This is a genomic window from Rhizobium sp. S152 (assembly GCF_030380735.1).
Classification (GTDB): Bacteria; Pseudomonadota; Alphaproteobacteria; order Rhizobiales; family Rhizobiaceae; genus Rhizobium.
In genome coordinates this window covers 327829-349030 of sequence record NZ_JAUDRZ010000003.1, presented here as the reverse complement: position 1 = coordinate 349030, position 21202 = coordinate 327829, and the positions used below count along the sequence as shown (strand labels likewise).

At 61.3% G+C, this 21202-nt stretch carries 22 protein-coding genes; 12 read left to right on the top strand and 10 right to left on the bottom strand.

The features are described 5' to 3' along the window. Positions 1–43 precede the first annotated feature (43 nt). The 8 genes from QTL95_RS06230 to QTL95_RS06195 all read left to right on the top strand — a co-directional run bounded on the left by QTL95_RS06230 (position 44) and on the right by QTL95_RS06195 (position 7827). Positions 44–850, top strand: coding sequence for an N-formylglutamate amidohydrolase (locus QTL95_RS06230; RefSeq protein ID WP_289719096.1), 807 nt, complete (start codon positions 44–46; stop codon positions 848–850). Continuing rightward, a complete protein-coding gene (locus QTL95_RS06225; protein ID WP_289719095.1) occupies positions 847–2730 on the top strand; it encodes a flavohemoglobin expression-modulating QEGLA motif protein in 1884 nt (627 codons plus the stop codon). The genes QTL95_RS06230 and QTL95_RS06225 overlap by 4 nt, the downstream gene beginning before the upstream one ends. Continuing rightward, the gene (locus QTL95_RS06220; protein ID WP_289719094.1) at positions 2731–3774 is read left to right on the top strand and encodes a glutathione synthetase; all 1044 of its coding nucleotides are present in this window, start codon (positions 2731–2733) and stop codon (positions 3772–3774) included. Between the two features lie 99 nt (positions 3775–3873). Beyond that, entirely contained in the window at positions 3874–4683 is an 810-nt protein-coding gene (locus QTL95_RS06215; protein WP_289719093.1) for a mechanosensitive ion channel family protein, read from the top strand. A 79-nt stretch (positions 4684–4762) separates the two neighbouring features. Continuing rightward, entirely contained in the window at positions 4763–4963 is a 201-nt protein-coding gene (locus tag QTL95_RS06210; RefSeq protein WP_289719092.1) for a hypothetical protein, read from the top strand. Positions 4964–5027: 64 nt separating this feature from the next. Beyond that, positions 5028–5300, top strand: coding sequence for a hypothetical protein (locus QTL95_RS06205; RefSeq protein ID WP_289719091.1), 273 nt, complete (start codon positions 5028–5030; stop codon positions 5298–5300). A 326-nt stretch (positions 5301–5626) separates the two neighbouring features. Then, positions 5627–7516: a HAMP domain-containing methyl-accepting chemotaxis protein gene (locus QTL95_RS06200; protein WP_289719090.1), complete on the top strand. Its 1890-nt coding sequence runs from the start codon at positions 5627–5629 to the stop codon at positions 7514–7516. Positions 7517–7677: 161 nt separating this feature from the next. After that, a complete protein-coding gene (locus tag QTL95_RS06195; protein WP_289719089.1) occupies positions 7678–7827 on the top strand; it encodes a hypothetical protein in 150 nt (49 codons plus the stop codon). Positions 7828–7875: 48 nt separating this feature from the next. Here QTL95_RS06195 and QTL95_RS06190 read toward each other — a convergent pair whose 3' ends face one another. The 9 genes from QTL95_RS06190 to QTL95_RS06150 form a co-directional block, all read right to left on the bottom strand. Beyond that, positions 7876–8886 carry a Tim44 domain-containing protein gene (locus QTL95_RS06190; protein WP_289719088.1) on the bottom strand — a complete coding sequence of 337 codons (1011 nt, stop codon included), beginning with the start codon at positions 8884–8886 and terminating at the stop codon, positions 7876–7878. An 87-nt stretch (positions 8887–8973) separates the two neighbouring features. Then, complete coding sequence (locus QTL95_RS06185) at positions 8974–9432, bottom strand: YbaK/EbsC family protein (protein ID WP_289719087.1); 459 nt, start codon at positions 9430–9432, stop codon at positions 8974–8976. Between the two features lie 48 nt (positions 9433–9480). Next, a complete protein-coding gene (locus QTL95_RS06180; RefSeq protein WP_289719086.1) occupies positions 9481–10248 on the bottom strand; it encodes a DeoR/GlpR family DNA-binding transcription regulator in 768 nt (255 codons plus the stop codon). 79 nt (positions 10249–10327) lie between these two features. Then, positions 10328–11245, bottom strand: a complete 918-nt coding sequence (gene repB / locus QTL95_RS06175) for a plasmid partitioning protein RepB (RefSeq protein ID WP_289719085.1) — start codon at positions 11243–11245, stop codon at positions 10328–10330. Positions 11246–11415: 170 nt separating this feature from the next. Further along, positions 11416–11628 carry a hypothetical protein gene (locus QTL95_RS06170; protein WP_289719084.1) on the bottom strand — a complete coding sequence of 71 codons (213 nt, stop codon included), beginning with the start codon at positions 11626–11628 and terminating at the stop codon, positions 11416–11418. A 297-nt stretch (positions 11629–11925) separates the two neighbouring features. Then, positions 11926–12378 carry a helix-turn-helix domain-containing protein gene (locus QTL95_RS06165; protein ID WP_289719204.1) on the bottom strand — a complete coding sequence of 151 codons (453 nt, stop codon included), beginning with the start codon at positions 12376–12378 and terminating at the stop codon, positions 11926–11928. A gap of 200 nt (positions 12379–12578) precedes the next feature. Further along, the gene (locus QTL95_RS06160; protein ID WP_289719083.1) at positions 12579–12863 is read right to left on the bottom strand and encodes a hypothetical protein; all 285 of its coding nucleotides are present in this window, start codon (positions 12861–12863) and stop codon (positions 12579–12581) included. Between the two features lie 94 nt (positions 12864–12957). Further along, positions 12958–14118 carry a fumarylacetoacetate hydrolase family protein gene (locus QTL95_RS06155; protein WP_289719082.1) on the bottom strand — a complete coding sequence of 387 codons (1161 nt, stop codon included), beginning with the start codon at positions 14116–14118 and terminating at the stop codon, positions 12958–12960. 162 nt (positions 14119–14280) lie between these two features. Continuing rightward, a complete protein-coding gene (locus QTL95_RS06150; RefSeq protein ID WP_289719081.1) occupies positions 14281–16119 on the bottom strand; it encodes an IlvD/Edd family dehydratase in 1839 nt (612 codons plus the stop codon). A 116-nt stretch (positions 16120–16235) separates the two neighbouring features. On the opposite strand from QTL95_RS06150, the gene QTL95_RS06145 reads away from it, so the two are divergent. Further along, positions 16236–17156, top strand: a complete 921-nt coding sequence (locus tag QTL95_RS06145) for a LysR substrate-binding domain-containing protein (protein ID WP_289719080.1) — start codon at positions 16236–16238, stop codon at positions 17154–17156. On the opposite strand, the gene QTL95_RS06140 is transcribed toward QTL95_RS06145, so the two are convergent. Next, complete coding sequence (locus QTL95_RS06140; protein WP_289719079.1) at positions 17157–18071, bottom strand: helix-turn-helix domain-containing protein; 915 nt, start codon at positions 18069–18071, stop codon at positions 17157–17159. Between the two features lie 86 nt (positions 18072–18157). Here QTL95_RS06140 and QTL95_RS06135 point away from each other — a divergent pair, with 86 nt between their 5' ends. The 3 genes from QTL95_RS06135 to QTL95_RS06125 all read left to right on the top strand — a co-directional run bounded on the left by QTL95_RS06135 (position 18158) and on the right by QTL95_RS06125 (position 21201). Further along, entirely contained in the window at positions 18158–19432 is a 1275-nt protein-coding gene (locus QTL95_RS06135; RefSeq protein ID WP_289719078.1) for an ABC transporter substrate-binding protein, read from the top strand. A gap of 75 nt (positions 19433–19507) precedes the next feature. Beyond that, on the top strand, positions 19508–20368 hold the full coding sequence (locus tag QTL95_RS06130; protein ID WP_289719077.1) for a carbohydrate ABC transporter permease: 861 nt from the start codon (positions 19508–19510) through the stop codon (positions 20366–20368). After that, a complete protein-coding gene (locus tag QTL95_RS06125; RefSeq protein WP_289719076.1) occupies positions 20365–21201 on the top strand; it encodes a carbohydrate ABC transporter permease in 837 nt (278 codons plus the stop codon). The genes QTL95_RS06130 and QTL95_RS06125 overlap by 4 nt, the downstream gene beginning before the upstream one ends. Position 21202: the final 1 nt, after the last annotated feature.

Below are 21202 nucleotides of genomic sequence, written 5' to 3'. Positions count from 1 at the left end.
GGCCAGACAAGAAAGGGTACAGCCCATTCCGTCCCGGTCTTTCATGGCACGTGATGACCACGACCCGTCGTCTCTGTGGACGATAGACAGAGGCGCCTCCTGCGTCGTCGCGACGGCGATCCACGAGGGGCACGTGGTGCGGCCCGAGATCGCGGAACTCTACGCTCTCGCTCCCGAGGAGCGGATGCGGGAAGAGGATCCGTTTACCGAGTTCATCATAGGCCGCGTCCCCAATCGTATCGTGTTCCGCCGTTCGCGTTTCGAGGTCGACTTGAACAGAGATCGCGACGGCGCTGTCTATCTCCGGCCAGAGCAGGCCTGGGGGTTGAAGGTCTGGAATACGGACCTGTCCGAGTCGCATGTGGCGACTTCCCTTGAGATACACGATGGCTACTACGAAGCGCTGCGCACCACGCTAACGGCTATCGAGCGTCAACACGGCCGGTTCGCGGTGCTGGATGTCCATAGCTACAATCACCGGCGCGCTGGCCCCAACGCCCCGCCAAGCGATCCGGTCGATGCACCGGATATCAATATCGGTACGTTCTCGATGGATCGCGATCGTTGGGGCGATCTCGTCGATGAGCTGATCGATCACCTTGGCGGTTTTCGCATTCGCGGTCGCGCGCTCCACGTCCGCGAAAACGTCGCGTTCCAGGGAAAAGGCGAGCAAACCCGCTTCATTCACAAGCATTTTCCGCAAACGGGCTGCGCCATCGCTGTCGAGTTCAAGAAGTTCTTCATGGACGAGTGGACCGGCGAGCCCGATACGGAAACCCTGCTCGAACTTCGCGACATGTTAGCGTCCACGGTGCCGCTGCTCGAACGAGCGTTGGAGCGTGTGTCATGAAAAGCGTTCACACGCTGGCAGCCCCTCCCGAGGCGGATTTTCTCGACGAGATCGTCAGTTGCATCCGTGCGAAGAAACCGGTTCGGCGTGATCTGCCGGATGGCGGACGGCTGCATATCGACCGGCCGTTGCCGTTCCTCTGCGTCCATGTCGCCGATGACGACGACGAGCCCGTCGCCCGCGCCATTGCGCAAGCCAATGCCTCCTATCTGGTGACCGCAAACCGCACTGCTCTGCAGCCTCTCATCGAGACCATCGCCCCGGTTCTGAAGGAAATGTTTGGCGCATTCTTGCTGCTGGATGTCGGCGAGCTTGAACACGACACCCCTCCATCCGAAGACGCGCCGTTCCTGCCCGCCTTCGACGTCCGCGTATGGTCCACGCCGGATGCCGCAACGGCGGCTGACGTGTTCTCGACCGCGGTGGGCCGAAGCAAGGCGCGGTTTCGCAGGCCCCTTGTACAGAAGCAGCAGAAGCCGCCGGCGGACGCCATCGCTCGAATGGCCAGGCAATCCGGATGTTCGGCGATATCGGTTCGCTTTGCTCCCGTTTACCGGCAACCGGATGGCACCTTTTATCCGGAGTTGCGCGAGATCCTGGTTGCCATGATGTTCGATGCCGCCCTCCAGGCGTTCGCCTCGTTCATCGAACGCCACCAAAGCCTCACGGTCTCGACACACCGTGCGCTCGGCCGCAAGGCCATCGTCGACGCGGTAACGAGGGTGGATCGCGCCATCGACGAGGTGGCTCAATCCTTCGACTTTCTGTTGACGGTGACGCCGATAAACGCGGAAGCCGCCTTCGATGCGTTCAAGGCCGGCGGCTATCGGACAGAACCTGTATTCCTCTATCGCCCGCTGACGGTGCAGATCGAGACCGCGAAGCGGAAGCTGTTCGCAATCTCCTTCGACCATATGGAAGATCCGCTGCTCTATAACCTCTACCGCGAAAAGCAGCAGGAGCTCGACCTGCAGCTCTCTTTGATCGCCTCGCGACATACGCCGCGGTTCGTGGAGTTCGGCCGGGCGATTTATGGGCCCGTTGAAACACAGCTTCTAACTGAAGCAACCACCATCCTTCAGGACCTGTCGGATGCTCGGAGCAAAACTCAAGAACTCGCTCCGCCCGATATGGATGGCCTTGCCGTCGCACGTCAGGCCGCGGACATGATCGAGACGTATAGGAAGCAGTACAGCAGCTTCGATGCACGCATCGAGCTTCGTGATGACCTTCCGTCCGGCCTGATGGTCTCAGGTAATCGCCTGCTGATCTCGACGGATACATCGATGGATCCGCACCGTGTCGAACCCTTGCTGTCGCACGAGATCGGCGTCCACCTCCTCACCTACTTCAACGGCTCGGCCCAGGGGCTGCGCCTGTTCCGCTCCGGGCTGTCCGGATACGAGGGGATGCAGGAAGGTTTGGCGGTCTTCGCCGAATATCTCTCAGGCGGCATGACAACTGAACGCCTGCGGCTGATCGCCGGTCGGGTTGTCGGCTGCGCCGCGATGCTCGATGGCGCCAGCTTCGCCGAGACCTTCGCCATCCTGAACAGGGACCACGACTTCCCCGAAGCGCTTGCCTTCAATCTCGTGCTGCGGCTCTACAGGGGGGGACGGCTCGCCAAGGATGCCATCTATCTCCGCGGACTGCTTGAGCTTCTGGCTCATCTCGGCAGCGGCGGCGCGCTTGAGCCGTTCTGGATGGGGAAAATCGCCTCCTCGCATTTCAACGTCATGGAGGAACTGGCGTCGCGCGGTTTGTTGCGGCAGCCCGTCGTGCGTCCGCTTTTCCTGGAAACCGCAGCGGGCAAACACGGAATGGCATGCGCCCGGCAGGGAATGCGCCCGATCGACATGTTACAGCCAAGGGGAGAGTAGATGCGGATTGCGTTTTTAGTGAATTCCATTGCGGGCGAAGCCTCCTATTATACCACGACGGCGCTGGCGCTCGCCGCCATCGCGCGCGGCCACGAGGTCTGCTATGTCACGCCGGGTGATTTCATCATGCGCGCCGACGACAGCCTGCTGGTGCGCGCCGTCGTGCCTCCGCCCAAGCAAAAGAAGGCAGATTCCTTCGTCGCCACTCTCCATGACGGCAAATGGCAGGCTGAAACCATCGACATCTCGGAAGTAGATGTGCTGTTCCTGCGCAACGATCCCTCGGAGGACGCGGACGAACGGCCCTGGGCGGCCCATGTCGGCGCCATGTTCGGCAGGCTCGCTGTCGAGCGCGGCGTCATCACCGTCAACGATCCGGACGGTCTGTCGCGAGCTCAGAACAAGCTTTATTTCCAGGATTTTCCGCAAAGCGTCCGCCCGACGACGCTGATCTCGAAAAACATAGACGAGATCCGGGATTTCATAGCAGCGCATAAGCAAGGCGTCATCCTCAAGCCCCTTCAGGGGTCGGGCGGCCGGCATGTCTTCAAGATCGCCTCCAACAAGGAATCCAACCTCAACCAAATCTTCGAGGCGGTAAGCGGCGAAGGCTATCTTATCGCCCAGGGCTATCTTCCCGATGCGACAGAAGGCGACATCCGCCTGTTTTTGATGAACGGCAAGCCGCTGGAGCGGGATGGCACCTATGCGGCGTTCCGCCGCGTTCCGGCCAAGGGTGAAGTGCGTTCGAACATGAATGCGGCGGGTACCGCCGCGGCGGCCAAGATCACGCCGAAGATACTCGAGGTGGCCGACGCCGTACGGCCGAAACTCATCGCGGACGGCATGTTCCTCGTTGGCCTGGACATCGTCGGCGACAAGATCCTGGAAATCAACGTATTCACGCCGGGCGGCTTGCCTGATGTAGAGCAGCTTTACGGAGTCGATTTTTCGCCCGACGTTATAGCCGCCCTCGAACACAAGGTCGCTATCCGTAACAACTACGGCAGCAGCGTGCCGAACCGCGTTCTGGCCACCCTCTGACTGCCCGGCGGGCATGGTCCTCACCGGTATCAACATGAAAATATTGGAACATTAATCTTCTCGACCTATTTGGCACCTGTGTCGAATACGGAGATGACGATGGAAAATCAGGCTACAAACGTGGTTGTCGCCACACGCACGGCGTTCAGCCAGGCAACCGCGCTTATCGTACAATACGGTTTCTCGATCCTCGGCGCGATCATCCTGCTTGTCGGAGGCTGGCTGTTGTCCGGTCTTATCAGCCGCTGGGCCTACAGGGGTATTTCCCGCATCCATGGCATCGACGAAACGCTTGCCCGCTTCTTCGAAAACGTATTGCACTACGGGCTCCTCGTTCTCGTCTTCGTTACCGTGCTCGGTCAGTTCGGAGTGCAGACGACGTCAATCGTCGCTGCGTTGGGCGCCGCAGGTCTGGCAATCGGCCTTGCGCTGCAGGGGACGCTGCAGAATATCGCGGCTGGCATCATGCTGCTGGTGCTTCGTCCGTTGCGCGTCGGCGAATACATCGAGACCGCGAGCGTGAAGGGCTACGTCAAGGAGATCGGGCTCTTCGCAACACAACTGAAGACCCCCGACGGCCTCTATCTTCTCGCACCGAACTCGACGCTGTGGAATACCCCCATCATCAACCACAGCCGTGAGCCCGACCGGAGACAGGAACTGTCGATCGCCGTTGCCAACGACGAGGATACTGCGAAGGTCAAGAAAACTCTGCTCGACATCATCCGTAGCGACAAGCGCGTGCGCAACAGCCCCGCCCCTCGCGTCTTTACCGACGATCTGACGGCGGACAAGACGACGCTCAAGATGGAATATTGGGCAGAGACCCGCAAATGGTCGGAAACCCGGCGAGACCTCATCGAACAGCTGAAGCAGGGACTATTGGAAAACGGCATTTCTATCAAATAGCCGTGACGCGCCGCTGCTGATCTTGAAGCAATCACTGTCTCCCCTACTAATTTAGTGAGCTTATCGAGGGAAGGCAGACATGATCCGCAAGCTTGTCGCGGCCGTTAAAGTGCCGTTGCAAAATGACGACATCGCCCTGTGCGAACGCGTGTTCGAAACGCTGGCCGCCCAGCACGGGATGTCGGAAGACGAACGGGAGCAGCTGGCATCCTCGATCCTGCATTTCTATCAGGACGGGGTAAAGGACGAACGAAGCCTGACCCGGCTTCTGATGAAATAGTTCCATCGTGGAACAATTTTAGCAGTCTCGAATTCATTCTCCATGTCAACGTGGAGGAAAGATCATGTCTTTCGACCCCAACAGAAACAGTGAACTTGACCTGCGTACCCGGCCCAACGGCCGTGGCAACTGGGGCGCCTGGATCGCGGTGGCTGCAGTCGTCCTCATCGCGGCTTTCGCCTGGATGCAGTGGGGAGGAACGGCCGGCGTCGATTCCGGCACAACCGCATCGACCAAACCGCCGATCACACAGTCGGCGCCCGACCCGATGACCCCGGCAACGCCGCCTGCAGCGACCCCGCAGACGCCGTCGACGGATACCGGCACAAAACCATAGGGGCATCGTCGATTACGATTGAGATGTTCGTTTTTACAATCTATTGTTGATCAGTTGCCCGTTTCCCCTCGGAGCAACTGAGTCTCTCGGAATTCGCCCCGCGAAAGCGGGGCATTTTTTTGCGGTTCGTAGTGTCACCGCCTTGTGGCGTGGGCCACTTGGACTTCGCCGCCGCGAGGGACGCACGGTCCGAAAGCCCTTGCAACTTGACAATCGTCAATTGCAGGAAATTTCCGCTAAAAGCTTTGGTGGTAAGGCTTTATTCAAACCGAGATGTCATAAGGGACGTAGCGTTTCAGCATCCATTTTGAACCTTCGGTATTTGCATGGCCTCCGTCAAAATCAAGATACTTCTTCCAATCCTTTTCGCGATGATTGTCATGATGCTCGTCGTGCAAGGCGCTGCGGGCATGCGCTCGGTCTGGCAGCTCGAGGGCCAGGTCGGCAACCTTAGCCTGCGTATGGACCGCTCTCTAATGATCGCCAACATGGACCGCGTGATGTCCGACGTGCGCCGCCTCTATCTGATGACGCTGTCGTCTGATGGTGTCGACGACCAGCAGCGCTGGCTGGATCAGCTCCGCGCAAAGGCGAAGGAGCGTGACGACGCTTTCCGCGAGTTCGGCGATACCATTACCCTGCAGGCATCGAAGGCGAAGTTCGGGGCGCTTCAAAAGCTGGTTGGCGAATACGATGCGTTCGGCACGCAGTTCATCGATCTGATGGCCAACGCGAAAGTGGATGAAGCGAAGGCTGTGATCGCTCAGATGGTCCCGAAGGGGGCGGAAATCGGCAAGGTCTTGCAGGAACTGATCAACGACAACAAGGTTTCGGCCGCGCAGGACCGCCAGGAGGCGCAGGACGCCGGCGACTTCATCTCGATCTCGACAATCGCTGGCGTAGCGGTTGCGGTGGCGCTTGCTGGCGGCGCGGCGCTTCTCAGCTACATACGCGTGACCCGCCCGATCGGCTCGATCACGCAGGCGATGAACGCACTCGCCGCCGGCGACAGCAACATCGAAATCCCGCATGCGGACCGCCGCGACGAAATCGGCGAAATGGCGGCCGCCGTTTCCGTGTTCCGGCAGAATGCACTGGAGCGAGAGCGGCTGGAGAGGGAGACCGAGGCAAACCGCTCGCTCAGCGAACGCGAGCGTATTGTCCGCGAGGACCAGAAGGCGCGCGAAGCCGCGGAAGTCTCATTCGCGGTCGAGGCACTGGGCAGCGGCCTGACCAATCTCGCCGATGGCGACATGACTTTCCGCCTGCGCCAGCCTTTCGCCGATCATCTCGATGGCTTGCGGCAGAGCTTCAACGATTCCGTCGCCAAGCTGCAGAGCGTTCTGCAGGCGGTCGGCGAGAATGCGCGCATGATCGATGCCGGCGCCAACGAAATCCGCGCCGCTGCGGACGACCTCTCGAAGCGAACCGAACAGCAGGCCGCTTCGGTCGAGGAAACCGCGGCAGCGCTCGAACAGGTTACCGCTGCGGTGAAGGATTCAGCCACACGTGCCGGCGAGGCTGGACAACTCGTCAACCATACCCGCACGGACGCCGAACGCTCCGGCGATATCGTCCACCACGCCGTGGGCGCCATGGAGGCGATCGAAAAATCGTCTAACGAGATCGGAAACATCATCGGCGTCATCGACGACATCGCCTTCCAGACCAATCTGCTGGCGCTGAACGCGGGTGTCGAGGCGGCGCGCGCCGGCGAAGCGGGCAAGGGCTTTGCCGTGGTGGCACAGGAAGTGCGCGAGCTGGCACAGCGCTCGGCTTCGGCCGCGCGCGAGATCAAGGCGCTGATTACGGTGTCGGGCGAAAGGGTACGCGATGGCGTGGCCCTCGTTGGCCAGACCGGAACCGCCCTGGAGGCGATCGTCGCCAACGTGCAGCAGATCAGCACCAATGTCGCGTCGATCGTGGTGTCGAGCAGGGAACAATCGACAGGGCTCTCCGAGATCAATACGTCGGTAAACCTGATGGACCAAGGGACGCAGCAGAATGCCGCGATGGTCGAGCAGACCACTGCCGCAAGCCATAGCCTTGCAACGCAGGCGGCGACCCTGAACGAACTGCTCGCACAGTTCAGGCTCGACGCCGGCGAAGCCGAAATCCGTTTCGCTTCCGTCGCTTCCCAGCCATCCGCCTCCCCGGCGCGCGCCATGAACGCCCGGCTTTCCGCCGCCTTCGCGGGTCGTACCGGGACACGCTGACAGAGAGGCTGGCTGCGGAGGGCAGATACTGTTCGGATCACAACCGAGCAGCCTTACTCCTTGCGGCCAATGCGTAGAAGGAAACGCGCCTTTGCCGTTGAAGGATGGGGCGCGATGCGCAATATTCGGAGACGAATGGAAATATCGAGGAAGGTGCGCCGGTGAGCGACAATGTCATCAAGTTCCGCAAACCCAAGCCCGTCAAGCAGCCGCGCCCCGGCCTGCGCAAGCTGCTCGTCATTGCTGCGGTTGTCGCGGCATTTCTCTTGATGTGGGGCTACTTCATCCTGACAGGACAGCCCGCACCTTAACGGGCGACGGCGCTCCCCTCAGGAGCGCCGGAGGATACCTGAGGGGCTTCAGGCGGCGCGCTGCTCCGTGCCCTGGATCGCCGCCAATGTCCAATCCTTGCCTGTGCGTCGCACGAAGGTCCAGACTTCGGTCGTTTCCGTCGGCCGGCTGTCGTCGCCGCTCACCACCCGGCCACCCTCACGTTCGACCATGGCGTCGATAGACGAATAACGCATTGCAAGCGTTGCGTATTCCGCGCCGTCCTCGCGCCACGCCTCGGCGATATCGCCTTGCAGCAGCTTGACGTCGGACACCTTGTTGCGGACGCCGTTGGTGGCGTTTTCGCCAAGCTCTTCAGCCAGATAGGACATCGCCTCCGGCGTCGTCAGGCGACGCAGTGCACCGTAATCCTCGGCGCCATAAGCGGTCTGTACCTCGGTCAGGAGCGTCTCGAACTGATCGAGATCGCGCTGCGTCAGGCCGATTTCATCATTGGCCTTGGTGCTGCGCTGCGGCTGCGACTGCGACGCACCGAAGCCTGAGCCCGAGCCGATGGACGGTATCTTGAACGACGAATTTCCGGCCGGCGGCGCCATGTTGTAGGCGCTTGCACCCTGCGCCGGCGAACCATAGGCGGCCTGGCGACGGCTGGCGAAGAAGCGCATGGCGAAAGAGATCGCCAAGGCAATCAGGCCGATCTGCAGCAGCATGCCGAGGAAACCGAAGCCGCCGCCGAAACCATGACCCAGCAGCATGCCGAGCAGGCCACCGGCAACAAGACCACCGATCATGGAGCGACCGAAGCCGCCGAAGAGACCGGGACGCGGCGTGTTCATCTGCTGGCCCGCTGCGGGTGCCTGCGTCTGCGGACGCTGGGTCATCGTGCGGTCGATCGGGGCAGCCGGTGCCGGTGCGGTGCGGGTAACAGGCGGCGCCTGGAATGTACGCGCACCGCGGCTACCGAAACCGAAGCCGCCGGCCCGTCGCGCATCGGCATCGCTGATCGATGCAAAGACACTGGCGCCTGTCAGAACGGCAATCGCCGCAATCTTGGCAAAACGCGAAAAGGCACGTGGCATTCAATTTCTCCCCTATGGCAGCGAAACTTTACTCGTTCGCTATATAGGAAGCCAATCACGGCTTTGTAAGCGTGCCCGAGTCATTCGTTACTGGCAGACGTCGACCCATGTGGCGCCGGTCAACGCCGCCAATCGCCCGGTCGAGATGCGCACCGCCGAATTGGTGGAGCCGGCGGCGGGCACCACCTCCTCGAATTGCTTCAGGGAAATGTCACAATAAACGGGTATCGCCGACGGCAAGCCAAAAGGGCAAACGCCGCCGACCGGGTGGCTCGTGACTTCGACCACTTCCTCGGCGCCGAGCATCCGGCCCTTGCCGCCGAAGGCATCCTTGAACTTCCTGTTGTCGATCCGCGCGAGGCCGCCGGTGACCACGAGGAGGGTCCTTTCCCCGACACGCAGGCAGATCGTCTTGGCGATCTGCGCCGGATCCACCCCATGCGCCTCGGCCGCCAGCGCCACGGTCGACGAACTCTCGGCGGTTTCGATGATATCGATATCGGGCGCGTTGGCGCTGAAGAACGCGCGGACACTCTCAAGGCTCATGATCGGGGGCTCCGCTCTAAACGAAAGGAAGGGAGGGTTGCGTTAGCGTCAGGGCGTGCTCGTCTCGATCAGCTTGACGCTGTTTTCCTGACAGAGACGGCGGATGGAGGGCGTGATGCAGCGATCGGTGATGAAGGTGTGGACCTGCGGCAACTGCCCGATCCGCACCGGCGCGGTGCGCTCGAATTTCGTCGAGTCGGCCACCAAAATGACATGACGGGCATTGGCGATGATCGCCTGCGCCACCTTCACCTCACGAAAATCGTAATCAAGCAGCGCGCCATCCTCGTCGATCGCCGAAGCGCCGATCACGGCGTAATCCACCTTGAACTGGCGGATGAAATCGACTGCCGCTTCTCCGACGATTCCGCCATCGGCAGAGCGCACCACACCGCCCGCGATCACCACCTCGATCGAGGGCAGCAAACGCAAACGGTTGGCGACATTGATGTTGTTGGTGATGACCATCAGTTCATGGTGGTTCGCCAGCGCCTCGCCAACCGCTTCGGTCGTCGTACCAATGTTGATAAAAAGCGAGGCTCTTTCGGGAATGAGCTGTGCGGCGGCGATACCAATCGCCTGTTTCTCGGCGGCAGCGATCTGTCGCCGGGCCTCGTATTTCACATTCTCCGTACTGCTCGGAAAAGTCGCGCCGCCATGGACCCGTGTCAGAACCTGTGCGTCACAGAGATCGTTCAGATCCTTGCGGATCGTTTGCGGCGTCACCATGAAATGCGACGCCAGTTCCTCGACGAAAACCCGCCCCTGGGACCTTGCCATGCCGACGATCTCAGTTTGGCGGTCGCTCAGGAACATGACGTCAACGCTTTCATTTCAGTTTCGTTTCTTGAGAGAACGAACTCTTACCAGAAAGCCCCCGCCGCCGCCAAGCCCCTCAAGCCTTGCGTGACCTTTGGGCCTTCTCGAACGCCTGATAGAGGCCGTCGAGATTGGAGGCCAGATAGACGCCGAACGCCGATGCCTGCTCAGCGCGCAGAGTGATCGTGCATTGCGCGCCATCGTTCTTGATCTTCGCCCTCGCCTCGCCGTCGTAGGAACGCCAGTGCTCGACCGGCAATGGCATCACCGGGCGGCCGGTGGGGTTGGCACGGCCGAGCGACGCGACCAGCATATCGAACCGCCTGTCCGGCTCCGCTGCCTCGAATTCCGGCGTGGCGACAATTCGCGCGGCGCGGTCATCGACGTTCTCGGTTTCGAAGGTGACCGAGAGATCGTGCCAGCGGTCACGGCCGATCGCTCGGGCAGCGCCGATAGCCGTGAGAACATCGGCGGGAATGCGCTTGGTAACCGAGAGCATCTTGGAGACGGTCGTCTTTTCAGCGCTCAACGCCGCCATGATCGTCTCGCGATCGAAACCCAGTTTGTCGAGCTTGTCGGCAAACATCGTTCGCTCGATGAACGACAGATCGGCGCGCGCCGAGTTTTCTTGCCCCTGGGCGATGACGTGGTCGCGATCGTCGAGCTTTTTCACAACGGCGCGAACGGGTCGCCCAAGCTCACGCGCCGCACGAGCGCGACGGTGCCCGAAAGCGATCTGGTAGCGCCCTTCCCTGGTGGGATGCGGACGAACCAGAATAGGAGAATCCTGGCCGCGGACACGGATCGCCTCGACCAGCTCCCGGAATTGCTCGTCCACTTCGACAAGACGGTCAGTGACAAAGGAATTGTCGATCAGGGCGGGATCGAGATCGATGACGGTCGCGCCCTCCTCGATCATATCCTCGGCTCCGCTTGCCACCGTCGGCTTCCTGACGCTGCCCACCAATCCTGAGAAGGGATTCTTAGGCGCCATGAATGACAACCAGCGCAGCTGTTTCATGCGAGTTTACTGCGGTAAACTTCATAGATTGTTCCCAAAGGTGTCGATCGACCAACGAGGCAATGGTTAACCGAGCAGGTTCACCACTTCAAGATCGCAGTCGCGGGATTTCGGCCGAAGGGATGCGCCAAACGCGGTAGCCTTCAATGGACGGCAACCCTGTGCAATTCCGGGCCAGCCTCGGCAAGCGTATCGCCACCTGCTGCCTTAAGCTTCTGCTTCAACGCGTCGAGAGCCAACTCAAGGCAGTAGGCAGAGATGTCGGCATCCAGCTCGACCGCATTTTGCCTGGCAAAGGCAATCAGCCTCATCAGCGACGCCAGTTCCTTTACTTTCTCGTCCACCCTCGATTGCATTTTGCTCCCCTGTCAGCCCATTTCCAGGCACACTAGCGGATTTTGGCGGCCTGCAGGCGTGACAACTGCGTGACGTGGACTTCCGCCGAAATCGCCCTTCCGCAACAAGCGCTGTGGTTGAGTCTGGCAACCATGTCGGAATCGGGGAAAATGCACGGGCGGCGACGTGCGGTGACGGCAAGAAGTGAACTTCACTCCCATTGGCGCGACGATAGGGGAATCTGCCGACCGTCAAGCGGAAATGCGCGTCGCTACCGCCCGCGAGGATGGACGGCGACGACACCAATGCTCCGTTCCTCAAACGAACGAGCTGTCCTGCTTGCTGTCATCGGTCGCGACGTCGCGGCCTTCCTGCGCGGTCGCCATCGCCTTGACGAGTGCAACGATCTTTTCGCGAAGTTGCGTATCGGTGATCTTCATGAATGCGCGATTGAGCGCAAGCCCTTCTTTCGATTGAAGAAATTCGGCCACGGGATCACTGTTGCCGGCAATTTCCAACCCCGCCAGGGAAAGCGGCGCCGACTCGTCCTGCTGAAAGAAGAAGCTGGGCGGCGTGCTCAGGACCTCGGCGATACGCTGCAACCGGCTGGCGCCGATACGGTTCATGCCCTTCTCGTATTTCTGCACCTGCTGGAAGGTGACGCCGATCTGTTCGGCCAGTCTTTCCTGACTCAAACCCAGCAACTGCCGGCGCATACGCACTCGGGAGCCTACATATGTATCGATGGCATTCGGTGTCTTGGCATTCATCACAAATGTTTCCATGTATCGATCCGAGCATGGGATTCCGATCAAAAGACCGGCATGACACCCGGATAAGTGTGTCTCAGTCACGTACCGAATTCAATTATTAGTTTTTGCCCGCTTCGCAATACGCGCTGCCGAAAACGTGAACCCAGTTGATTGTAAATGCGGCGCGACGGTTGCGGTTCCATCGCAACGGGAGATCGTCAGTCACGTCCGAAACGTATGGGCCTGATTTCGCGATGTGCGATCTTCAGCGAACGGTCTGGCTGGATGATATAGGTTTCTTCCACCTGCTGCCCGTACTGGTCGATGAAATTATGCGGGAAGGAAGAGCCGATGGGCGACTTCGTGAGCTTGGTGCGCGGCTGGCCGCCATAGGTGATACTGCCAGGAATCGGATCAAGGCCGGGCGATGAGAAATCCGTGGCGGTGGAGCAACCTGTCACCGCGGCAAGACAGAGCAGCAATGCAAGTGCTTTGGTCCTCATCTTGGTATCCTACTAGCAACGACACATGTCGTGAAATATGTGGCCGCCCGCGCCTTTTGCCAGCGCGAGCGAGAGCAATTTTAAACTGCCGTGGCTAGAGAATCCCTCGCTTACCTAAATTTGCCATCAGCGCCGAGATACCAAACGTCCATGGCGCGCATTCGGTGGAAAGCCTGACGGTATTGGCAAGCGAGCCGAGACCGGCGGAGGAGATTTCCACCATATCTCCCACCTTGTGAGTGAACCCCTGGTTCGGCGTGTCGCGGTCCTGTGTCGGCGCAAACAGCGTCCCCAGGAAGAGCATGAAGCCATCGGGATATTGATGATGCGCGCCGCAGGTCTGCCGGACCAGATCGGTCGGATCGCGGCTGATCTTCGACATCGAGCTCTTGCCATGCAGCACGAAGCCGTCTTCCCCAGTCACCTTGAGATCAAGCTCGGCGCTGCGGATGTCATCGAGGCCGTAGCTGGCGTCGAACAGGCGAATGAACGGACCGATCGAGCAGGAGGCGTTGTTGTCCTTGGCCTTGCCGAGCAGCAGCGCGGAACGGCCCTCGACATCGCGCAGGTTGACGTCGTTGCCGAGCGTGGCACCCCTGATCTCGCCGCGGCTGTTGACAGCAAGCACGATCTCCGGCTCGGGGTTGTTCCAGGTCGAGATTGGGTGCAGGCCGACATCGGCGCCCCAGCCCACGGACGACAGCACCGGCGCCTTGGTGAAGACCTCCGCATCCGGCCCGATGCCGACTTCGAGATATTGCGACCACATGCCTTCGGCGATCAGCGCCTGCTTGACCTTCTCTGCTTCCTGCGAGCCGGCTTTCAGATTGTTGAGGCTGCCGCCGATCAGGTCGCTGACGCGCTCGCGGATCGAAGCGGCGCGATCGGGATTGCCCGCCGCCTTCTCCTCGATGACCCGCTCGATCATCGACTGCGCGAAGGTCACGCCGCAGGCCTTGATCGCCTGAAGGTCGGCCGGCGCAAGAAGATAAGGCCGCGCGCGGTCCGGCTTGCCGGTGCTGTTCGCCGCGATCTCGGCAAGGGTGCCGAGACTCTTGCCGGTCGCCGAACGCGTGATCTCCGCCGCATCGTCCATCTCCAGCAGGGCGCTCAGCGTCGGTATCCGCTTCGAGGTGATGTCGATCAGCTCGTCGCCGCGAAGCGAAACGACGCTCGGTCCTTCCACCTCGGGGTTCCAGACACGGCCGACAAACAGGCCGCCCGAGGCGGCGGCATCGAGAAGAGTATGAGACATATGCAGATTCCGTCACGGCGAGCGATGGATGCGCTCTCGTATGAAAGGGAAGCGCCGCCCTCCAACCTAGCGGCGGCCAAAATCCATCATATTCGCCCGGGAACGACAAGGCCCGGCAATGGAGAAAAACCATTGCCGGGCCGATATAAGGATCAGGACGCCCTAGTGGTTGTCGCGCGGAATGCCCTTGGTCTGGGCGATCCGCTGGTATTTCACGGCCGGCTCGAGCACCGCCCCGGTTTCCATTTGGCCGACATAGTTGCGCTGGATCTCCTGCCACGGCGTCTGGCTTTCCGGATAGACATATCCGCCCGCCGCCTTCAGCGCGGCATGACGCTCCGCCAGTTCCTCGTTGCTGATCAGGATGTTCGCCGACCCGTTCTTCAGGTCGATGCGCACCTGGTCGCCGGTCTTCAGAACCGCCAGTCCGCCGCCCGCCGCCGCTTCCGGCGAGGCGTTGAGGATCGACGGTGAGCCCGACGTGCCGGACTGGCGACCGTCGCCGATGCAGGGAAGCGAGGAGATGCCCTGCTTCAGCAAATAGTCCGGCGCCCGCATGTTGACGACCTCGGCCGCCCCCGGATAGCCGATCGGCCCGGCGCCGCGCATGAACAGCACCGTCGAGGCATCGATGCCGAGCGACGGATCGTCGATGCGGTGGTGATAATCCTCCGGCCCATCGAAAACGACGGCGCGTCCCACGAAGGCTTCCGGATCGTCTGGATTGGAGAGATAGCGGTCGCGGAACTCGGGCGAGATCACGCTGGTCTTCATGATCGCCGAGGAGAAGAGATTGCCCTTCAGTACGCGGAAACCGGCGCGCTCCTTCAGCGGCCGCTCGAACGGGCGAATAACCTTCTCGTCCTCGATCATCGCGGAAGTGTAGTTCTCGCCCACCGTTTTGCCGTTGGCGGTCATCGCGCTCGTGTTCAGCAACTCGTGCTTGATGAGCTCACCCATGACGGCGGGCACGCCGCCGGCGTGGTAGTAGTCCTCGCCGAGATATTCGCCGGCCGGCTGCAGGTTGACCAAGAGCGGGATATCCTCGCCATAGGTCTGCCAGTCGTCCACCGTCAGCTCCACGCCGACGTGCCGAGCGAGCGCATTCAGATGGATCGGCGCGTTGGTCGAGCCGCCGATCGCCGAGTTGACGCGAATGGCGTTGATGAAGGCTTCCTTGGTAAGAATGTCGGAAGGCTTCAGGTCCTCCCGCACCATCTCGACGATGCGAAGGCCGGTTTCGTAGGAAATCTCCTGGCGGTCGCGATAGGGCGCCGGAATGGCGGCAGCACCCGGCAGCTGCATGCCCAGCGCTTCGGCCAGCGAGTTCATCGTCGTCGCCGTGCCCATGGTGTTGCAGTAGCCGGTCGAAGGTGCGGAGGAAGCGACGAGCTTGACGAAACCCTGATAGTCGATCTCGCCGCGCGCCATCATCTCGCGCGCCTTCCATACGATGGTGCCGGAGCCCGTGCGCTCGCCACGGAACCAGCCATTGAGCATCGGGCCGACGGACAACGCGATCGCGGGAATGTTCACGGTTGCCGCGGCCATAAGACAGGCCGGTGTGGTCTTGTCGCAGCCGATCGTCAGCACGACGCCGTCGAGCGGATAGCCGTAGAGCACCTCGACGAGGCCGAGATAGGACAGGTTGCGGTCGAGGCCGGCGGTCGGGCGCTTGCCGGTTTCCTGGATCGGATGGACGGGAAATTCGATCGCGATGCCACCGGCGTCGCGAATGCCCTCGCGAACGCGCTTGGCGAGCTCGAGGTGGTGGCGGTTGCAGGGCGAGAGATCCGAGCCCGTCTGCGCGATGCCGACGATCGGGCGACCGGACTGCAGCTCTTCCTGGCTCAGGCCGAAATTCATGTAGCGCTCAAGATAGAGAGCGGTCATGTCGGGGTTGGCGAGATTGTCGAACCAGGCCCGCGAGCGGAGCTGGGGCTTGTCTGCCTGCTCCTGAACGGCGGTTGGATTGTGGGAAGACGGTGTTTTCTCGGCCATGCTGGTTTCCTTGCGTTGACGCGATTGCTGTCATGCATTTAGCTGATCGTCAGGCGATTTTCTAATCAGTCTTTCGCATTCTGATATGCGGATAATTTATATCAAGCGGGAAAATCATGGGACTTGATGGTTTCAAGCTGCGGCACATGAAGATGCTTGTGGCGCTCAGCGAGCATGGAAAGCTGGGGGTCGTGGCCGAAATGTTCGGTGTTTCGCAGCCGGCCTTGTCGCGCACGCTGAACGAACTGGAGCAGATGTCCGGCCACCAGCTTTTCGAGCGCCACAACCGCGGCCTGGTGCCGACGCCGCAGGGCGAGGTGATCGTGCGCCACGCCAAGATGCTGCTCGCTGAAGCGCAGCGCGCCGAATACGAGATGGTCGTTGCCGCCGCCGGCCAGGGCGGCAGCGTCGCCTTCGGGACGATCATGACCCCCGCCGCCGATTATGTCGCACCAGCCCTACAGCGCATGTTCGAGACGCACCCGACGATCGATGTCAGCATCTCCGTCGGCAGCAGCGATGTGCTTTTGGAAGACGTGCTAAGCCGCAGGCTCGATTTCGCGGTCTGCCGCATACCGAGCGGCATGAACCCGCTGCTCTTCGACTACGTACCGATCGGCCAGGAGACCCTGCGCGTGGTCGCGGCTGCCAATCATCCGCTAGCAGCCAAAGCTGTCGTCACCGAGGACGAGATGCGCGCCCACAGTTGGGTGCTGCAGCCGCACGGCTCATTCCTGCGGCAGGTCGCCGACGACTACATCAGGCGCCACGGAATCGTCCCCACCAGCATCGTCTCCACCTCGGACGCGTTGCTGACCCTGCTCCTGATGATGCAGAGCGACCGGCTTGGCATCTTCGCCGAACCCGTGGGCGAACTCTTCGAGCAGCACGGTCTCTTACGTCGGCTGGCGGTGGAACGGGACATCTCGGTGCCGGGCTTCGGGCTCGTCAAGCTCCGCGACCGGGAACTTTCGGCCTCGGCGGAGCTGCTCTACCGGCTGTTCGCGTCGTCAAGAACCGGCGAACAGCCGAGCTGATCATGCCTGCAGGGTATATTGCGTGAGCATCCGCGCATCGCGCCGGAAGTCCGATGGCGACATGCCGGCGATGTGGCGGAAGGATTTGTTGAAGGCGCTGATCGAGCCGAACCCGCTGTCCATCGCCACCTGCAGCACGTTGGCGCCGTCGTTCATCAGCATGGCCTGGGCGCGGGAGAGCCTGAGCAGGTTCACATATTTGCTGAGCGTCATGCCCGTCGTCTTCTTGAAGAGGTTCATCGCGTATTTCGGATGAAGATCGGCGGCGCGGGCAATATCGACCGAATCGATCTCCAGCAGGAAATTCGCGGCGATGAAATCGCACATGCGCGCGACGCTGCGCGACGACTGCGGATAAGCCTGCTCCACGTCATCGGTCGCCGACATGCCGTTCGGCGCCAGCATCGAATAGGGATCGAGCAGGATGCGTTCGATGCGCAGCAGCATCTCTTCCACCGCATGCTGCGCCTTGGCGGGATCGCCGGACTTGGCGTAGCTGACCCAGCGCGGAAAGTTCTCGACGTCGGCGGCGTCGGTCGCGGAGGTGAAAAGGATCTCGCCCTTCATCAGACGGCTGGAAACATTGATCGGCAGGCGCAGGCGGAAGAAATAGACCAGCGGCAGGTGCCCGCCGGCATAGATCGCATCGTCGCTGCTTTCGTCCATCTGGTGCGGCTGCCCACCCCAGAAGAGGCACATGTCGCCGGCCTTCATGCTGATATCATGGCCGTTCAGCCGATAATGCACGTTGCCGCGCATGATGTAGTTCAGCTCGACCTGCACATGCCAATGCGGCATCAGCATCCTGGGCGGATGGTTGTGAAACATCTGGAGTGCCGTCGGCAATCCTTCGATGCTGCTCGCTCCCGGCTGATAGACAGCCCGCTTTTCAATCTTACTTTCCGCCAAATCCATGTTCCCTTTTTAGGAGACAGCGGCTCCCTTCCAGATAGTCTATCCGCGTTCGCTAAGGGACGGCAATTGAAAAGGGAGGATTTTCAATGCGCTTCAAACTTATCGGTGCAACCGCCGCGGTTGCGCTTCTCTCATCGGGCTCGGCATTTGCACAGTCGGCCAATCTCACCATCTGGAGCTGGAACGTCGCCGCATCGGCGCTGAAGTCCACGCTCGAGGGTTTCAACAAGCAGCATCCCGACATCAAGGTCACCGTGGAGGATCTCGGCAACCAGCAAGTGTTCGACAAGATGCTGGCTGCCTGCGCCGCAGGCGGCGAGGGTCTGCCCGATATCGTCACCGTCGAGAACTTCGAGGCGGAGATCTTCTGGAACCGCTTTCCCGATTGCTTCGCCAACCTGAAGGACCTCGGCTACAACACCGATATCCAGGCGAAATTCCCGGAATTCAAGCGCACCGAGCTCGAAGTCGGCGACGTCGCCTATGCCATGCCCTGGGATTCCGGCCCGGTCGCCGTCTTCTATCGCCGCGATTTCTACGAGAAGGCAGGCGTCGATCCGGCATCCATCAAGAGCTGGGACGATTTCATCGCGGCCGGCAAGAAGATCTCCGAAGCCAATCCTGGTGTCGTCATGGCGCAAGCCGACTTCAACGGCGACAGCGAGTGGTTCCGCATGATCTCCAACGAGCAGGGCTGCGGCTACTTCTCGACGGATGGCCAGAACATCACCATCAACCAGCCCGCCTGCGTCGCGACCCTGGAAAAGGTCAAGCAGATGAAGGACGCCGGCACGCTGACGGCGGCGATCTGGGACGAAAAGATTCAGGCCAACACCGCCGGCAAGGTCGCCAGCCAGATGTATGGCGGCTGGTACGAAGGCACTGTGCGCTCCGGCTCGCCCGATCTTTCCGGCAAGTGGGGCGTCTACATGATGCCGAGCCTCACGCCCGACGGCCCGCACGCGGCCAACCTCGGCGGCTCGTCGCTCGCCATCGCCGCCAACTCCGAAAACAAGGAAGCCGCCTGGACCTATGTCGATTACGCGCTCGGCACCAACGAAGGCCAGGTCGCGATGCTGAAGTCCTTCGGTCTCGTTCCCTCGCTGCTCTCCGCCGTGCAGGATCCTTTCGTCAATGAACCGCAGCCCTATTGGGGCGGCCAGAAGGTCTGGGCCGACATTCTCTCGACCCTGCCGAAGATCAAGCCGAGCCGCGGCACGCAGTTCCAGACGGATGCCGACGCGATCTACAAGGCCGCGCAGACCAAGTATTTCGCCGGCGGTTATCCCGACGCGAAGGCTGCCCTCGACGACGCCGCCAACCAGATCGCTTCTGCGACCGGCCTCCCTATCGCGGAATGAGTGACCAAGCCGGGCGCTACAACGCGTCCGGCCCATCCCTGGTGGATGGCTCGTTTCGTCTTTGAGGAGAATGACATGCCGATCCGGACCCGGAGCGCCTACGCGTTCCTCGCGCCATATCTGCTGGTCTTCGCGACCTTCTGGATTTGGCCGATCATCAATTCGTTTCTGATCTCGTTTCAGAACACCCGCATCAATCCGTGGAAGTTCAGCGCCTCGGCCAACTGGGGCCGCCTGTTCCACGACCCGGCCTTCTACAACGCGCTCTACAACACGCTGATCATCCTGCTGATCCAGGTTCCCGTGATGATCGCGATCGCCACCGTCATGGCGGTGCTCCTGAACTCGCCGCTCCTGAAGGCGCGGCCACTATTCCGCTTCGCCTTCTTCGCACCCGTGGTGGTCGGCGAGGTCGCCTACGCGGCGGTCTTCCGGCTGATGTTCAGCATCGATTTCGGCATCGTCAACAAGCTCATCACCTCGGTCGGCATTCCCGCCGTCTCCTGGTTCGATAATCCCAACGCGGCGATGGCGCTCGTCATCATCGCGGTCACCTGGCGCTGGGCGGGCTACAACGCCATCATCATTCTCGCCGGCCTGCAGTCGATCCCCGAGGACGTCTACGAAGCCGCGACACTCGACCGCGTGAGCAAGACGCAGCAGTTCTTCCACATCACGCTGCCGCTGTTGCGCCCCATCATTCTCTTCTGCGTGGTGCTTTCCGTCATCGGCACGATGCAGCTCTTCACCGAGCCCTTCCTCATCACCAATCGCGGCGGCCCCGGCGGCGGCACAGAGACGCTCGGCCTGCTGCTCTACCGGCAGGGCTTCCTGTCGCTGAACTTCGGCTACGCCTCGGCGATCGCCTACACCATGGCGGCGCTGGCCATCGCCATCTCGCTGTTCAACCTGTGGATCGGGAGAGAGCCGAAATGAGTTCCAAGTCGCAATCCCTGCTCTTCCGCAAGATCGCGCTGCATGCGGTGCTGACGCCGCTGGCGATCATCTGGCTCTTCCCGCTGTGGATGATGTTCGTCTTCTCGACCATGCCCGACTACGGCATCTTCAGCCCGGAAATCGTGCTCTGGCCGTCGACGAACTTCATCGCCAACTTCGAGAACCTGCAGGCCGATACAAACTTCCTGCGCGCGATGTTCATCTCGATCACCGTTGCGGTCATTTACACCGTGCTTTCGGTGATGCTGACCTCGATGGCCGGGTGGGCGCTGGCGCGCTATCGCTTCGCCGGCCGCACCGTCGTCACCGCCATCATCCTCGGCACCATCACCCTGCCGTTCGCCGTTGTCGTCATCCCGCAGTTCATCATGGTCGCCCGCGAGTTCAAGCTGGCGAACACCTGGGTGGCGCTGATCGTGCCGCCGCTGTTCAACTCGCTCGGCGTGCTCTTCATGCGCCAAGCGTTTTCGATGATGCCCGGCGAACTCTTCGACGCCGCCCGCGTCGAAGGCGTCAAGGAGTGGCAGATCTTCCTGCGCGTCGCCCTGCCCCTGGCGCGGCCGACCATGGCGGCGCTGTCGATCATCCTCTTCCTGGTGTCCTGGAACAACTACCTCTGGCCGCTGCTGATCAACTCAAAGCCCGGTATGGTGACCGCGCCCGTGGCGCTCGGCACGCTGATCGGGCTCACCAAGGTGTCCTGGGGCGGCATCATGGCCGGCGCGGTGCTGCTCACCGCACCCATCCTCGTCGTCTTCGTGGCTCTGCAGCGCCACTTCATCGCTGGCATCGCGGCCGGCGCAGTCAAATAAT

Bases quoted from the DNA above. Each gene is read 5' to 3' on its own strand.
- QTL95_RS06135 (WP_289719078.1), top strand. From the start codon at position 18,158: ATGCGCTTCAAACTTATCGGTGCAACCGCCGCGGTTGCGCTTCTCTCA.
- QTL95_RS06210 (WP_289719092.1), top strand. From the start codon at position 4,763: ATGATCCGCAAGCTTGTCGCGGCCGTTAAAGTGCCGTTGCAAAATGAC.
- QTL95_RS06225 (WP_289719095.1), top strand. From the start codon at position 847: ATGAAAAGCGTTCACACGCTGGCAGCCCCTCCCGAGGCGGATTTTCTC.
- repB (WP_289719085.1), bottom strand. From the start codon at position 11,245: ATGGCGCCTAAGAATCCCTTCTCAGGATTGGTGGGCAGCGTCAGGAAG.
- QTL95_RS06200 (WP_289719090.1), top strand. From the start codon at position 5,627: ATGGCCTCCGTCAAAATCAAGATACTTCTTCCAATCCTTTTCGCGATG.
- QTL95_RS06145 (WP_289719080.1), top strand. From the start codon at position 16,236: ATGGGACTTGATGGTTTCAAGCTGCGGCACATGAAGATGCTTGTGGCG.
- QTL95_RS06185 (WP_289719087.1), bottom strand. From the start codon at position 9,432: ATGAGCCTTGAGAGTGTCCGCGCGTTCTTCAGCGCCAACGCGCCCGAT.
- QTL95_RS06190 (WP_289719088.1), bottom strand. From the start codon at position 8,886: ATGCCACGTGCCTTTTCGCGTTTTGCCAAGATTGCGGCGATTGCCGTT.
- QTL95_RS06155 (WP_289719082.1), bottom strand. From the start codon at position 14,118: ATGTCTCATACTCTTCTCGATGCCGCCGCCTCGGGCGGCCTGTTTGTC.
- QTL95_RS06180 (WP_289719086.1), bottom strand. From the start codon at position 10,248: ATGTTCCTGAGCGACCGCCAAACTGAGATCGTCGGCATGGCAAGGTCC.
- QTL95_RS06165 (WP_289719204.1), bottom strand. From the start codon at position 12,378: ATGAATGCCAAGACACCGAATGCCATCGATACATATGTAGGCTCCCGA.
- QTL95_RS06150 (WP_289719081.1), bottom strand. From the start codon at position 16,119: ATGGCCGAGAAAACACCGTCTTCCCACAATCCAACCGCCGTTCAGGAG.
- QTL95_RS06125 (WP_289719076.1), top strand. From the start codon at position 20,365: ATGAGTTCCAAGTCGCAATCCCTGCTCTTCCGCAAGATCGCGCTGCAT.
- QTL95_RS06170 (WP_289719084.1), bottom strand. From the start codon at position 11,628: ATGCAATCGAGGGTGGACGAGAAAGTAAAGGAACTGGCGTCGCTGATG.
- QTL95_RS06160 (WP_289719083.1), bottom strand. From the start codon at position 12,863: ATGAGGACCAAAGCACTTGCATTGCTGCTCTGTCTTGCCGCGGTGACA.
- QTL95_RS06205 (WP_289719091.1), top strand. From the start codon at position 5,028: ATGTCTTTCGACCCCAACAGAAACAGTGAACTTGACCTGCGTACCCGG.
- QTL95_RS06140 (WP_289719079.1), bottom strand. From the start codon at position 18,071: ATGGATTTGGCGGAAAGTAAGATTGAAAAGCGGGCTGTCTATCAGCCG.
- QTL95_RS06230 (WP_289719096.1), top strand. From the start codon at position 44: ATGGCACGTGATGACCACGACCCGTCGTCTCTGTGGACGATAGACAGA.
- QTL95_RS06130 (WP_289719077.1), top strand. From the start codon at position 19,508: ATGCCGATCCGGACCCGGAGCGCCTACGCGTTCCTCGCGCCATATCTG.
- QTL95_RS06215 (WP_289719093.1), top strand. From the start codon at position 3,874: ATGGAAAATCAGGCTACAAACGTGGTTGTCGCCACACGCACGGCGTTC.
- QTL95_RS06220 (WP_289719094.1), top strand. From the start codon at position 2,731: ATGCGGATTGCGTTTTTAGTGAATTCCATTGCGGGCGAAGCCTCCTAT.